This is a genomic window from Streptomyces sp. JLBJ103 (assembly GCF_058215575.1).
Window position 1 is genome coordinate 933586 of record NZ_CM177089.1, and the last position, 14426, is coordinate 948011.

Annotated in this window: 8 protein-coding genes; 2 read left to right on the forward strand and 6 right to left on the reverse strand. The window is 73.7% G+C overall.

What is annotated here, in order from left to right:
- Window positions 1-385 precede the first annotated feature (385 nt).
- The 5 genes from AC4BEG_RS03790 to AC4BEG_RS03810 form a co-directional block, all read right to left on the reverse strand.
- Window positions 386-3988, reverse strand: a complete 3603-nt coding sequence (locus AC4BEG_RS03790) for a hydantoinase B/oxoprolinase family protein (protein WP_490704486.1) — start codon at window positions 3986-3988, stop codon at window positions 386-388.
- Window positions 3985-4959 (reverse strand): SGNH/GDSL hydrolase family protein, encoded by a 975-nt coding sequence (locus AC4BEG_RS03795; protein ID WP_490706971.1) that lies wholly within the window; start codon window positions 4957-4959, stop codon window positions 3985-3987. The genes AC4BEG_RS03790 and AC4BEG_RS03795 overlap by 4 nt, the downstream gene beginning before the upstream one ends.
- A 362-nt stretch (window positions 4960-5321) precedes the next feature.
- Window positions 5322-6671 (reverse strand): glycosyltransferase, encoded by a 1350-nt coding sequence (locus AC4BEG_RS03800; protein ID WP_490704487.1) that lies wholly within the window; start codon window positions 6669-6671, stop codon window positions 5322-5324.
- Window positions 6668-7834 carry a glycosyltransferase family 4 protein gene (locus tag AC4BEG_RS03805; protein WP_490704488.1) on the reverse strand — a complete coding sequence of 389 codons (1167 nt, stop codon included), beginning with the start codon at window positions 7832-7834 and terminating at the stop codon, window positions 6668-6670. The genes AC4BEG_RS03800 and AC4BEG_RS03805 overlap by 4 nt, the downstream gene beginning before the upstream one ends.
- 375 nt (window positions 7835-8209) lie before the next feature.
- Complete coding sequence (locus AC4BEG_RS03810) at window positions 8210-9634, reverse strand: HEAT repeat domain-containing protein (protein WP_490704489.1); 1425 nt, start codon at window positions 9632-9634, stop codon at window positions 8210-8212.
- A 310-nt stretch (window positions 9635-9944) separates the two neighbouring features.
- Here AC4BEG_RS03810 and AC4BEG_RS03815 point away from each other — a divergent pair, with 310 nt between their 5' ends.
- Window positions 9945-11453: a PP2C family protein-serine/threonine phosphatase gene (locus AC4BEG_RS03815; RefSeq protein WP_490704490.1), complete on the forward strand. Its 1509-nt coding sequence runs from the start codon at window positions 9945-9947 to the stop codon at window positions 11451-11453.
- Between the two features lie 59 nt (window positions 11454-11512).
- On the opposite strand, the gene AC4BEG_RS03820 is transcribed toward AC4BEG_RS03815, so the two are convergent.
- Window positions 11513-13036 (reverse strand): DNA-binding protein NsdB, encoded by a 1524-nt coding sequence (locus tag AC4BEG_RS03820; protein ID WP_490704491.1) that lies wholly within the window; start codon window positions 13034-13036, stop codon window positions 11513-11515.
- A gap of 245 nt (window positions 13037-13281) precedes the next feature.
- Between AC4BEG_RS03820 and AC4BEG_RS03825 the strand changes: the two genes are divergently transcribed.
- On the forward strand, window positions 13282-14385 hold the full coding sequence (locus AC4BEG_RS03825) for an aminoglycoside phosphotransferase family protein (protein WP_490704492.1): 1104 nt from the start codon (window positions 13282-13284) through the stop codon (window positions 14383-14385).
- Window positions 14386-14426 lie beyond the last annotated feature (41 nt).

Below are 14426 nucleotides of genomic sequence, written 5' to 3' on the forward strand. Positions count from 1 at the left end.
CCCTTTTCCGTGAATTCGGTCGTGTGCTGTGTATTCGGTTCCGGCTGCCCGTCCTCGGCCTCGCCGCGCACTGTCCGCGGGGCGGGCGCCCGTGCTCACGCGGGCGCATCCGGACGGGTTCGATACGTCTCGGGTTACCGATGGCCGCCACCGCAAACGGTCTTGAACGCGCCATACGTCACAACGGGGGAATCAACCTACTCACGGCGCCCGCTACCGCAACCCCTCGGTCACGCAGTTCTTCGGGCAATTCTTCGGGCGATACCTCAGTCGCGCGGTTCCGCCGGCAGCCGGACGGCCCGGCCGCGATCAGCGCCGCCACCTTCTCGCGGTCCCCCGTGCGCCCACTCCGGCATCCGCCACCGACCGTCGTCCCCAGGCGGCGTCACTCCACCGGGGGCCCGTATCCGCCGCCGCCCGGGGTGCGGACGACGAGGATGTCGCCGGTGCCGACGTCCGCGGTGTCACGTCCGTCGAGGTGCTCGGTGGAGCCGTCCGCACGCTCGATCAGATTGGCGCCGAGCCCGCCCGGCTCACCGCCCGCCATCCCGTACGGGGCCACCCGGCGGTGGCCGGTGAGCAGGGCCACCGTCATGGGCTCCAGGAAGCGGAGGCGGCGGGTGACGCCGTGGCCGCCGCGCCACCGGCCGCGGCCGCCGCTGCCGGTGCGGATCCCGAAGCTCTCCACCCGCACCGGATAGCGCCACTCCAGCACTTCGGGGTCGGTCAGCCGGGAGTTGGTCATATGGGTCTGCACCGCGTCCGCGCCGTCGAAGCCGTCGCCCGCGCCGGAGCCGCTGGCCACGGTCTCGTAGTACTGGACGCGGTCATTGCCGAAGGTCACGTTGTTCATCGTGCCCGAGCCCTCCGCCTGCACCCCGAGGGCCGCGTAGAGCGCTCCGGTGACGGCCTGTGAGGTCTCCACATTGCCCGCGACGGTGGCGGCCGGATGGACCGGCGCCAGCATGCAGCCCTCCGGGATCCGGACGTCGAGGGGTTTGAGACAGCCACTGTTGAGCGGGATGTCCTCGGCCACCAGGGTGCGGAACACATAGAGCACCGCGGCCATCACCACCGAGCTGGGCGCGTTGTCGTTGCCCTGCCGCTGCGGTGAGGTGCCGGTGAAGTCCAGGACGGCGCCCCGGGCCGCGCGGTCCACGGTCACGGTGACCCGGATGACGGCGCCGCCGTCTGTCTCGTAGCGGTACGCACCGTCGCCGAGGGCGGAGACGACCCGGCGGACGGACTCCTCCGCGTTGTCCTGGACGTGGCCCATGTAGGCGTGCACCACGTCCAGGCCGAACTGGCCGATCATCCGGCGCAGTTCCTGGATGCCCTTCTCGTTGGCGGCGATCTGGGCGCGCAGATCGGCGAGGTTGGCGTCCGGGGCGCGCGACGGATACGGCCCCCCGGTCAGCAGTTCACGAGTCTCCCGCTCGCGCAGCACACCGTCGCGCACCAGCAGCCAGTTGTCGAAGAGGACCCCCTCCTCCTCGATGGTCCGGCTGAACGCGGGCATGGAGCCGGGGGTGATCCCACCGATCTCGGCGTGGTGTCCGCGCGAGGCGACGAGGAAGAGCAGACCGGTGCCCGCCTCGTCGAAGACCGGGGTGACCACCGTGACGTCCGGCAGATGGGTGCCACCGTGGTACGGGTCGTTGATGGCGTACACATCTCCCGGCCGCATCGTGTCCCCGTTACGGCGCAGCACCTCCTTGATGGACTCGCCCATGGAGCCCAGGTGCACCGGGATATGGGGGGCGTTGGCGATGAGATTGCCCTCGTCGTCGAACAGGGCACAGGAGAAGTCGAGCCGCTCCTTGATGTTGACGGAGTGGGCGGTGTTCTCCAGGCGCAGACCCATCTGTTCGGCGATGGCCATGAAGAGGCTGTTGAACACCTCCAGCATCACCGGATCCACCTCAGTGCCCACGGCCACCGTGCGTGGACGGGGCCGGACCCGGGTGAGCAGCAGATGGCCGCGTTCGCCCACGGCCGCCTGCCAGCCGGGGTCGACCACGGTGGTGGCGTCGTCCTCGGCGATGACCGCGGGTCCGGTGACATGGTCCGACGGGCGCATCCGGGCGCGTTCGTACAGCGCCGTCCGCTGCCAGCTGCCCCCGGTGAACATCCGCACGGTGGCGACGGGCGCCACCTCGCCCTCCCGGGGCGGCTGTTCCACCGCATGGCCACCGGTGGGCCCGGCCGCGCCGGTCGCCTCCACCGACACCGCCTCGGCCACCAGTGGCTTGTCCATGGTGAAGGCGTAGCGGGTGCGGTGGGCGCGGACGAACTCCCCAGCCATCACCGGGATGGTGTCCAGAGGGACGGGGAGCGTGGAGTCGGTGCCCGCGTAGCGCAGATGGACCCGGGCCTCGGTGGTCACGGTCTCCTCCGGGACACCGTCGGCGAGCAGTTCGGCGCGGGTCCGCTCGGCGAGCCGGGTGCACAGCTCGCGCACCCGTAGCAGCGATTCCTCGGACAGCTCGGCCTCGACGGCGTGTTCCCGCATGGCGGTGGCATCCGCGACCCCGATGCCGTACGCGGAGAGCACACCCGCCAGCGGCGGCACGATCACCGTGCCGATGCCCAGCGCGTCGGCCACCGCGCAGGCGTGCTGACCGCCCGCGCCGCCGAAGCTGGTGAGCGCGTAGCGGGTGACGTCGTGGCCGCGCTGTACGGAGATCTTCTTGACCGCGTTGGCCATGTTGAGGACCGCGATGTCCAGGAAACCCGCCGCCACTTCCTCCGGGCCGCGCCGGTCGCCGGTGGCCTCGGCGATCTCCTCGGCCAGCCGGGCGAACCGCTCGCGGACGGTGTCCGCGTCCAGCGGCTGGTCGGCGTGCGGGCCGAACACCGCCGGGAAGTGGTCCGGCTGCACCCGGCCCAGCATCACATTGGCGTCGGTCACGGTCAGCGGGCCGCCGCGGCGGTAGCAGGCGGGACCGGGGACGGCACCGGCCGAGTCCGGCCCCACCCGGTAGCGCCGTCCGTCGAAGTGCAGCACCGAACCGCCGCCCGCCGCCACGGTGTGGATGTTCATCATGGGTGCCCGCATCCGTACCCCGGCCACCTCGGTGCCGAAGACCCGCTCGAACTCGCCCGCGTAGTGCGACACATCGGTCGAGGTGCCGCCCATGTCGAAGCCGATGACCCGGTCGTGACCGGCCTCCTCGGACGATCGCGCCATCCCCACCACACCGCCCGCGGGCCCGGACAGCACCGCGTCCTTGCCACGGAAGTGCGCGGCCTCCCGCAGCCCGCCGTTGGACTGCATGAACATCAGCCGGATTCCGCGCAGTTCGGTGGCCACGTCCTCGACATAGCGGCGCAGGATCGGCGAGAGATACGCGTCGACCACGGTGGTGTCGCCGCGCGACACCAGCTTCATCAGCGGGCTGACCTCATGGGAGCAGCTGATCTGGGTGAAACCCAGCTCCCGGGCGGCGGTGGCCAGCGCCTGTTCGTGTGCGGTGTGGCGGTAGCCGTGCAGCAGCACCACGGCGGCGCTGCGGAAGCCGTCGCGGTACGCGATGCGCAAGCCCTCGGTGGCGGCGGCGAGGTCGAGCGGCCGTACGACGCCGCCGTGGGCGTCCACCCGCTCGGGGATCTCGATCACCCGGTCGTAGAGCGCCTCTGGCAGGACGATCCGGCGGTCGAACAGCCGCGGGCGGTTCTGGTACGCGATCCGCAGCGCGTCCCGGAACCCCTCGGTGACCACGAGGACCGTCGGCTCGCCGGTGCGCTCCAGCAGGGCGTTGGTGGCGACCGTGGTGCCCATCTTGACGACGGCGATCCGGTCGGCCGGGACCGGCTCCCCGGCCGTGAGCCCGAGGGTCTGCCGGATTCCGGCGACGGCGGCGTCCTGGTGGCGCTCGGGGTGGTGGGACAGGAGTTTGCGGGTGACCAGACGGCCGTCGGGGCGTTTGCCGACGACGTCCGTAAAGGTCCCGCCACGGTCGATCCAGAACTCCCAGCGACCCGTCATCCTGCCATTGTCGCAGCGTGGGGTGGGGTGGGGAGGGGTTGGCCGGGCGCCGGTGCGGCGCTGGACGCGGTGCCGGACGCGGAGACGGGTGCGGTGCTGGACGCGGTGCCGGGTGCGGTGCTCACCGCGGTGTGGCGCAGTTCGCCGCCCAGGGCGGCGAGCGCGGCGAGGGCCGCCTGTTCGTCCCGGCTGTCGAGGAGATGTCCGGTGCCCATCAGCCGATGCCGCCACTCCAGTGCCGCGAGGGCGAGCAGTCCGGGCAGCAGATCGGTGCAGCGGTCCGCGACCCAGCGCGTGCCGCGAGTCGCCATCCACCACGCGGCCGCGGCGGCCGAGGGGGCGGGGCCGTCGAGGACGAGCGACGGCGGCTCGCCCATGGCGATGCCGCGGGCGGTGAGCGCGGTGTGGAACTCCCGGGCCAGCAGCCGGTGGCCGAGCTCGCTGGGATGCAGCCGGTCCACGCTCCACGCCCGCCGGTCCGTCACCCAGGAGTGCTCCCCCAGCTCCACATGGACCGTCTCGTACCGCGCGGACAGGGCACGGACCACCGTGTTCACGGCACCCATCCGGCGCCCCAGCGGACGGGCGAGCGCGGACGGCAGCCCGAGCATCCGCCCCGGGTCGGGCAGACAGGCGGTGAGCACCACGGCGCCGTCCGCGCGGAGGGCGCCGATCGTGCGGTCGAGGGCCTGGGCCACGCGGTGGATGTCGAAGGAGTCGCGCAGTGTGTCATTGCCGCCGACCACGACGGACGCCAGATGCGGACGGGCCCGGCGGGCGGCGGGCAGCTGCTCCTCGGCGACATCGGCGGCCAGCGCGCCACTGCGGGACACATTGACCAGCTCCACCTCGGCCCCGCCCCGCGGCCCGGCCGCCGCCGCCAGCAACGCGGCCCACCCGCGCCACCCGCCCCCGGCCGCCGGATCCCCGAGCCCCTCGCTCAGCGAATCCCCGAGCGCGGCGAACCGCACGGGCCCGCGGGCGGCGGTGTCCCCGGCGGACACCGCCGGTGGCACGGCACCCGCCACACATGCGGCGTCCGGCCCCGTCCCGGACTCCGCGGCCGAGGCGGACCCGGCGCCGGGAGCGAGGGCCGCGTCGGAGGCGAGTGCGGGGGCCGCGGACATGGCGGCAGGCGTTGGCGTACGCCGTACGGTGGCCGGGCCCGTCCCGGGCTCGTTGTCGGGGACGGGTGCGGTCGCCTGGGCCCGGGTACTCGCGGTGGCGACCGCGCGGGCCGACACGGGCTTCGGGGTGGTCGGGGCGGTCACGGGCGCGGCCGGTGGGGCGGTCGGCCCTCCGGTGTCCGGCCGCCGCGCGGCGCGGGCCGCGCTCACCGCACACCGCCCATGGCCTTGTGGGCGGGCCGGTTGGCCGTGGGGCAGTGCGCCATCGGGCCGTATCCGCGCCGGGGCGCGTCCGGATGGGACGCGGCCGGGTCCGGGGCGCCGTCGCACGCGACACCGTCGGACACCTGGTGGTGCGCCGAAACGCCGGCCGTCGGCTCGCCCTCCCCCACCGGGGCGGCGTCGAGCGGTGCGTCGTGGGCGGCCAGGAAGGAGGCGACCGCGGCGGGCCAGCCGTAACGCTCGGCCCGCGCCCGCGCCGTGGCGCGGCGCAGCGGCTCCGGGCGGTCCAGGATCCGTTCCACCGCGTCCGCGAACGCCGGTCCTCTGTCGGCCGCCGTCTCACCCGCCGCTCCGACGATGGCCGGGAGCGCGGAGAGCTCACTGACCACCACGGGCGAACCGCATGCCAGCGCCTCCAGCGCGGCCAGTCCGAAGGTCTCCGCCGGGCCAGGCGCCAGGACGACGTCCGCGCTGGCCTGGAGCGCGGCGAGGTCGGCACGGTCCGCGACATGGCCGAGGAAGGACGCCGGAAGCCCTTCGGTACGGGCGCGGGCCTCCAGCCGTCCGCGGAGCGGACCGTCGCCCGCGACCACGAGCGCCGCCGGGATCCCGCGCCGCCGGAGTTCGGCGAGTGCGTCGAGGGCGCGGCCCGGACGCTTCTCCGGTGACAGGCGCGAGGCCAGCAGGAGCAGCACCGCGGCATCGCCCCGGTGGCGGTCGCGCAGCCGTGCGTCATGGTGGGCTGGGTGGAAGTGCTCCAGGTCAACACCCAAGGGAGCGCGTACGACATTCCGCGCGCCGATCCGTACAAATTCGCGCGCCGCCCACTCCGTCGTACAGACGATCCGCGAATACGCCCGTGCGGTCCGCCGGTTGAGCCGGTCGGCGGCGCCCTGGGCGAACGCCTCCGGCACACCCCAGGTGCGCAGCACGGCGTCCGCGCTCTCGTGGGAGACCATCACGGCGGGAACGCGGGTGCGCCGCGCCCACTCCCCCGTCCAGCGCAGCGTGGTGCGGTCGGAGACCTCCAGCCGGTCGGGGGCGAGCGACTCCAGCAGGGCGCTCAGCCGCCGCCGGTCGGTGAGGACGCGATAGCCGCCGGTGCCGGGGACGCACGGCCCGGGGAGGGTGATCACCCGTCCCTGGCGGGTCTCTTCGTCGGAGGCGCGCTCGCCCGGCACCACCAGCACCGGTTCATGACCGGCGGTCCGGTAGCCCGCGCCCAACTCGCGCAGCGCGGTGCGGAGGCCGCCGGAGGCGGGGGTGACGAAGTTGGCGAGCCGGACGATGCGCAGCGGGCGCTGGGTCCGGGGCTGGATCTGGTCGCTGGTCATGCCGCCACCGCCGTACGGGTCATCAGGACCTCGGCGTAGTGGTCGACCAGCTGGTCGACGATGGCTCCCCAGGTGCGGCCCTCGACCGCGGCCCGGGCGGTACGTCCGAGCGAGGCGCGCAGCCGGGCGTCGGCCGCGAGCAGCGAGACGGCGTCCCGCACCTCGGTGGCGTCGCCGGGCGGCACCAGCAGTCCGGTCCGTCCGTGGTCGACGAGGTCGAGCGGGCCGCCCGCGGCGGGCGCGACCACCGCGACACCGCTGGCCTGCGCCTCCTGCACGGTCTGGCAGAAGGTCTCCTGAGGTCCGGTGTGGGCGAAGACGTCCAGCGACGCGAAGACGCGGGCCAGTTCCTCGCCGGTGCGGCGGCCGAGGAAGCGGGCTTGGGGCATCGCGGCCCGCAGCGCGGGCTCGCTCGGCCCGTCCCCGACCACGACCACCCGCACACCGGGGAGGGAGCAGAGCGGGGCGAGCAGTTCGACGTTCTTCTCCGGGGCGAGACGCCCGACGTAGCCGACGATCAGCTCACCGCCGGGCGCGAGGGCACGGCGCAGCTCGTGGTCGCGGCGGGACGGGTGGAACCGCTCGGTGTCCACCCCGCGCGGCCACAGCCGGATCCGCGGCACCCCGTGCTCCTCGAGGTCGCGGGCGGCGGCGGTGGAGGGGGCGAGGGTCCGGTCGGCCGCGGTGTGCACCGCGCGGATCCGCCGCCAGGCCGCGTTCTCCCCCGCTCCGAGGTAGGTACGGGCGTAACCGCCCAGATCGGTCTGGTAGACGGCGACGGCGGGTATCCGCAGCCGCAGCGCGGCCGTCATCCCCCGCGCCCCGAGCACGAAGGGGCTGGCGAGGTGGACGAGGTCACTGCCGTGGGAGGTGATCGCGGCGGCGAGGCGGCGGCTGGGGAGCGCGACACGCACCTGCGGATAGCCGGGCAGCGGGAGGGACGGGATACGGACGACGGGGTACGGATGCGACCGGTCGAGCTCCCCCTGGCTCTCCGGTGGCTCGTCACCGGAGACGGCGGGTTGCCCTCCGGGCGGACCGGCGGGGGCGATGACCATCGGCTCGTGACCGAGCCGGTGGAGGTGGTCGGCGGTCTGGAGCGTGCAATGAGCGACGCCGTTGATGTCGGGCGGGAAGGATTCGGTGACGATGGCGACTCGCATACCGGTGTTGTCGGCGTACGAAGGGTGGCCCTGGCATCGAGCACGTTTCCTGCCGTGGAACGTCCCATGAGCGTTGGCCCTCGGGGCCCGCGGAAGGGGTCGGTGGCCCCGGTCATGCCCCGCCATCACCGGACGAACCCACCCGAAACCGAGCCGCGCGGTGCGCGGATTCCCGGGGCGGGGCAGATGACATGTGCGGATCGCGAGGGCACACATGGTGACGACGCAAGGAAAGACGCACGGCCCGCCGACGAGGTTGCCTGCCCGGCCCGACATACGTCCGAGCCGGAGGGCCCGCCGGGATCGCGCCAGGTGACGCCGGAGCCGACGACGGCGGGCGAGGTGGGTCCGGGGCGGGCAGGCCCCAGGCGTCGGTCAGACGCCGGCCGCGTCGGGGCCGATGCGGCTGCGGACGGCGGTTTGCACGTCCGCCTCCTCCGCGGGGTCGGTGGCCAGGCGGCGGAGTTGCTCCACGACGCGGGCGTCGGCGGTGGCGGCGTGGTGGGCGGCGACTTCGCGGGTGCTCTCCTCGCAGTCCCAGAGGCATTCGACGGCGAAGCCCGCGGCGAATGACGGATCGGTGGCGGCGAGGGCCCGCGCGGCGCGGCCGCGGAGGTGGGACGAGGCGGTTTCGCGGTAGATGTGGCGCAGTACGGGCGCGGCACAGGTGATCGCCAGGCGTCCGGCGCCGTCGACGAGGGTCCACAGGGCCTGGGCGTCGGGGCCGTCGCCGCGAACCGTGCGGCGGAGGGCGGAGAGGACGAGGGGGGCGTCGTACTGGCCGCCGCGGCAGGCGAGCATCGCGGCGGCGGCGTCGCCGAGGGCGTCGGGGCGGTGGGCCCAGACGCGGGCGCGGTCGAGGGCGGTGATGCTGCGCATCCGCTCGAAGGCGGAGAGGGCCGCCTGGGAGACCAGCTCGGTGGCGTCCGGCTCGGTCACGGCGAGTTCGATCAGGTCCAGCACCTCGGGATCGCCGGTCTCCGCGAGGTGCCGCAGGGCCGTCGCGCGGGCCGCGTCCGGGGCGGAGGCGGCGGCGGCGAGCAGCTCGGGCCGGTCCTCGGGACCGGCGACGGCGATGAGGATTCGGGCCGCCGCGTCCGGGGTACGGGCGCTCGGTCGCAGGTCGTGTTCCTGCTGGGCCCAGCGGAGGACGTCATGGACGCTCCAGCCGGGGCGCGGGCCCGTGGGCCGCAGCTGGCGCTGCCAGCGGTCGAAGGAGCCCCGCTCCTGCGCGGCGCGCACCCGCTGTCCGTACCGCGGGTCGTCGGCCCACAGCCGCCAGGGCCGGGGTTCATAGGCGCCGCGCATGGCGGCGGCCAGTTCGGCGTCGCCGTCGGGGGTCTCGGGGAAGCGGGCGAGGATCCCAGGGGCGAGGGCGCGCAGCCCGGTGTCGTCGTCGCGCAGGGCCAGCTCGTCCAGGGCCCATTCCCAATTGGATCCGGCCGCGGCGTAGCGGCGCAGCAGCCGCAGGGCGTCGAGCCGGTCGTAGGAGGCGAGGTGGCCGAGGACGGCCAGGGCCAGCCCGGTGCGCTGCTCGTCGGTGTCGAGCAGGTCGTCGGGGTGGAAGAGATGCTGTTCGATCGCGTCGAGGTCGGCGTCGAGGTCGAGACAGAGCCGGGCGTAGTAGAGGGAGCGGTTCTCGACCTGCCAGTCACGGCGGGGGTCGCGCAGCACGCAGTGGTGCAGTGCCGCGAGCGCCTCGGCCCGCGGCGCCGCGAGGGCGTGCAGGGTCCCGTCGCCGCGGCCTCTCTGAAGGAGGCCGAGCAGGGTGCCGCTGGGCGCTATGTCTGGATCGAACATGAGGTCAGCATCCGGTGCGGGAGGTTCGCTGGCAACGGGATTTCCGTCGTCCGCCATTCTTGCCGGAGTCCGGGTGCGGTATGCCTGCTGGAGGCCCGAACTGTAGGGATTCCCGAGCGCAGCAGCCTACCGGAACCAATTCCTCCGGCGGATGCGGGCGAAATATCCCAGGACAGCCGCTGGCATATGCCAGAAGCACCACCGGATCGGGTATTGCCAAACCGCTTACGGTACGTCGCAGCCTGTGCAACAGTCGTAACCGGTCCAGCCCCATGAATCCGGCCGCGCCGCGCCCGTATCGGAGAACGTCATGCCGCCCCCCCGCTCCGCGGACCAGCCCTCAGTCCAGCCGCCCCGGCGCGGCACGGTCGAGGCCCTCATCTCGCAGACCGAGCGACTCCGTGGAAGGGTCGACGCCGTCCGCAGAGACACCGCGGCCGATCTGGACGGGGACCACGACCCGCAGCTGCGCTGGCAGCGCGCGCTGTGCGATCTCGCCGTCCACCATCTGGACGACCTCGGCCAGCATCTGGGCCAGCTGCGCGAGGGGCTGCCCGCGGACCAGCCGGAGGAGCCCGGGGCGCGGACCGTACCCGAGCCCCGCACCGGGGAGAGCGGCACCGGGGCCTCGGGCGAGGCCGCCGCGGAGCCGGCCGTCACCTCCGCCGCGCGCGGTTCGCTGCTCAGCCGGGTCGGCAGCGCCGAGTGGAATCTGCTCACCGACGAGGTGATCTGGTCCGACGAGCTGTGCCGGATCTTCGGCCGCACCCCCGAGGACGGCGGACTCACCCTCGACGAGCTGCCCTCCTGGGTCTTCTCCGAGGACCAGCAGGCGCTGACCGCGATGGTCACGGACTGTCTGGTGGACGGAAAGCCGATCGACGGGGAGTTCCGCGTGGTGCGCGCGGACGGCGCGGTCCGTACCATCCATATGGCGGGCGAGCCCGTCTTCGACGCCGACGGCAGCACCGCGTCCATGTGGGCCGTGCTCCGGGACGTCAGCGAACTGCGCCGCAGCCAGCGGGCGGTGCGCGAGAGCCAGGACTCGCTCCAGCGCCAGCGGTACGCGGCCCGCACCGAGCACCGGCTGGCGGTCGAGCTCCAGGAGGCCGTGCTGCCGCCCTGGCGCGGTTCACTGCGCCTCCCGGACAGCGCCGCCCCGGGGACACCGGCCCAGGACCCCGGCCTCGACTTGGCCGCGCACTACCTCCCCTCCGAGACCAGCGCGCGGATCGGCGGTGACTGGTACGACGCGCTCGAACTGCCCGACGGCCGGACCCTGCTGAGCGTCGGTGACCTCACCGGCCACGGGGTCGCCGCGACCTCGGGGATGGCGATGCTGCTCGGCGCCGTCCGCGGTATGGCGGTCGCCGGAATCGAGCCGGGACCGCTCATGGGGCGGCTCAACCAGCTGCTCGGGGTCTCCTCGCAGCCGGCGCTGGGCAGTGCCGTCTGCGGCCGGTACGACCCGCGCACCCGCACCCTGGTGTGGGCGCAGGCCGCGCACCCCGCCCCGCTGCTCTTCCGCGGCGGGAGGGGGCGCGCGCTGACGCCGCCGGGCGGAGTGCTGCTCGGTGCCACCACCGGCGCCGCGTACGCCCAGGCCGAAGAACGGCTGGTCCCCGGCGACCTCCTGCTGCTGCACACCGGCGGCCTCGCCCAGGACGCCGAGGACGCCACCGAGCGGCTGCTCGCCCTCGCGCCACGGTTCGCCGCCGCCCGCGGCGCACAGGACTGCGTACGGACAGTCGTCGAGGCATTCGGCGATGAGCGCCGTGAGGGCGACGCCTGCGTACTGATCGCCAAAGTCGGCTCCTAGCAATCAACTCCGCGTGGTGCGAAGGGCGTTGCTCCTCCAGGGCGGTGCCGCGGCGGTCGCTAGACCGCCGCGCTCCTGGCCGTGCCGCCCGCCCCTTTCACTCCAGGACCCGCCCCCTTCGCTCCCTTGGTGGCGATGCTCTTGGGCAGCGCCTGCTGGATCTCCTCCCGCAGCTCCCGGATCGGCCGGGAGGAGGCGTACGGGGCGGTGAGCCCGTACATCTCGCGCAGCCGGTCCCAGGTGCGGTGCGAGGAGTTCTGCTCGATGGTGTCCAGCGCCTGCCGTGCGTGGCGGTCGCCCTGTGCCGGGTCGTCACCGATGAAGCAGGCCGAGGCGATGGAGATGTGGTCGAAGATCTGCGACCGCTGACGGCCGCCCTCCCGCATCCGCAGCGCCTCCTTGGCATGGCGCTGGGAGAGCGAGGCGACCGAGGGGTCGTGCTCGGCGAGGGTGCGGTAGACCAGCCCCTGCATCCCGTGCATATCCGCCTCGTTGAACAGCTGCATCCAGCTCGGCGACGGCCCGCGGTCCCGGTCGGAGACAAACAGCTCCTCCGCCTCGCCCAGGGTGCGGCGCACCGCCTGGCCGTGCCCCATCGACGCCTGCGCCCACGCCTCGATGGTGCAGAACATGGCGCGGGTCCGGGGCAACGCCCGGTCGCCCGCACCGGACTTGGCCAGCTGCATCAGCTCCAGGGCGTCCTGCGGGCGGCCGATGTGCACCATCTGACGGGCGGCCCGGGACAGCGCCTCACTGGCGCGCGGGCGGTCGCCGCCCTCCCGGGCCGCGTGCGCCGCCATCACGAAGTACTTCTGGGCGGTGGGTTCGAGGCCCACGTCATGGGACATCCAGCCGGCCAGCACGGCCAGATTGGCCGCCACCCCCCACAGTCTGCGCTGGAGGTGCTCGGGGTGGTGGTGATAGGCGAGCATGCCGCCCACCTCGTTGAGCTGGCCCACCACGGCCTTGCGCTGGAGTCCGCCACCACGCGCCGCGTCCCAGGCGCGGAAGACCTCCACCGAGGTCTCCAGCGCGTCGATCTCCTGGGAGCCCACGGGGGCGGCTTCATAGCGGTCGAAGCCCGCCGGCTCGGCGGACAGGGGCTGGTCGGTACGGGGGGCGTCGGAAGCGAGGGTGGGGTCGGAGAGCAGCCAGTCGCTCATGGCACCGGTGATGGCGGATCCCGCGGCGAGCGCGGCGCCCGCACCCACCAAGCCGCGTCGGTTGAACATAAGGTCCATTCCCGTGAATTCGGTGAGGACCGCGGCCGTGGACTCGGGGGGCCAGAACAGCCCATCGGCGGACTGTCCCTTTCCCGTCCGCCCCCCTCGTCCGAACCCGAGGTCCTCGATGGTCACGACACGACCGAGACGCTCGGTGAACAGGGCCGCCAGCACCTTGGGCACGGGATCGCGCGGCGTCTCGCCGGTGTCGATCCAACGCCGCACCCGCGAGGTGTCGGTCGCCAGCTGCGGATGGCCCATGGCCGCCGCCCGCCGGTTCACGAGCCTCGCGAGCTCGCCCTTGGACCAGCCGGCGAGGCCGAACAGGTCCGCAAGACGGGTGTTGGGTTCCCTCGTCACGTCAAGCCCCCAGGTTCCTCGGCTGGCTCGACAGTAACGGTCCCATCACGGGCCGTGCGACTATTCGCCAGGGTTCGCCAGGGTCCGCCAGATGGTGTGCCACCCGCGCGCGGGTGTGATGTAGAAGCGCGTTACCCGGCCCGGTGGCGGCTCGAGCGAAATCGACCGCATTCCCCAGGGTGCGGCCCCGTCACGGGGCCGGGAGCGTACGCATTCGTCGGCACACGAAGGGATCTGTCTCGCCCATGTACGCAGCATCGTCCTCCGTGTCCGTCCCACCCCGGCCGTACCGGCGGCAGCTGCCCGGCACTGGGCCGTACCTCGATCCCTCCCACAGCGGCCGCGCCCGGCGGTCCGCCGCCCTCGGCCACGTGCCGCCCCGCGGGAGACTCGACGTGTCCGGTCCTCAGGGTGCGCAGCTGCGCACCGCGATCGCATCGGTCCATCGCATCTGTCCGGAGTTCAATCCGGTGCAGGTGCTGCGGCGCAGCGGACGGAGCGTGCTCCTGGTCGGCACCACCGGCCGCACCACCGCGGTCGCCAAGTGCCTGCTGGACCACTCCCCGGCGTGGGCCGAGCGGTTCCGCCGGGAGATAGCGATGTACCGGGCGTTCGTGCGCCAGCGGCCGCCCGTACGGGTGCCCCGGCTGATCGCCGCCGACCCGGACAACTGCGCACTGGTCATCGAGCGGATGCCCGGTCGCGTCGCCGCCTCGCAGCGCCACCCCATGGAGCCGCCGCAGCGCGCCGACATCCGGGCCGCGCTGAGCGCCATCTGCCGGATCAATCAATGGCGGCCGCCCGCGGACCTGTTCGACGCCCCGCTCGACTACGCGGCCCGGCTGTCGCGCTACCACGAGCTGGGGCTGCTGACCGACCGGGACATGGGCGACCTCCAGAAGCTGCTGCTGGGACTTTCGCACGCCCCCGGGCGGCAGGCGCAGGGACAGTTCTGCCACGGCGACGCCCTGTTGAACAACGTCCTGCTGTCCCCCTCGGGCGCGGTGCTGCTCGACTGGGACCACGCGGGCTGGTATCTGCCCGGCTATGACCTGGCCACGCTGTGGACGGTGCTGGGCGACGCCCCGGTGGCCCGACGGCAGATCAGCCAGCTGGCCCAGGCGGCCGGCCCGGCCGCGCGGGACTCCTTCCTGGTGAATCTGATGCTGGTGCTGACCCGGGAGATCCGCCAGTACGAGACCGCCGTGCAGCGCACCATGCACGACCCCACCCCCGTGGCGCCCGGCGCGATCCCGGCGGGCGAGGAGCAGCGGCTGCTGCTGCGCCGGCTGCACGACGACTGTGCGCTGGCCCGGCGAGCGGTACGGGCCGCGGTCGGTACGCGGTGAGCCAGGGTCCGTCGTCACAGGGGGCGTCCGGCCGCGAGCGG

Excerpts from the sequence above, each read along its gene's own strand:
- AC4BEG_RS03810 (WP_490704489.1), bottom strand. The coding sequence starts at position 9,634 with ATGTTCGATCCAGACATAGCGCCCAGCGGCACCCTGCTCGGCCTCCTT.
- AC4BEG_RS03805 (WP_490704488.1), bottom strand. The coding sequence starts at position 7,834 with ATGCGAGTCGCCATCGTCACCGAATCCTTCCCGCCCGACATCAACGGC.
- AC4BEG_RS03790 (WP_490704486.1), bottom strand. The coding sequence starts at position 3,988 with ATGACGGGTCGCTGGGAGTTCTGGATCGACCGTGGCGGGACCTTTACG.
- AC4BEG_RS03800 (WP_490704487.1), bottom strand. The coding sequence starts at position 6,671 with ATGACCAGCGACCAGATCCAGCCCCGGACCCAGCGCCCGCTGCGCATC.
- AC4BEG_RS03825 (WP_490704492.1), top strand. The coding sequence starts at position 13,282 with ATGTACGCAGCATCGTCCTCCGTGTCCGTCCCACCCCGGCCGTACCGG.
- AC4BEG_RS03815 (WP_490704490.1), top strand. The coding sequence starts at position 9,945 with ATGCCGCCCCCCCGCTCCGCGGACCAGCCCTCAGTCCAGCCGCCCCGG.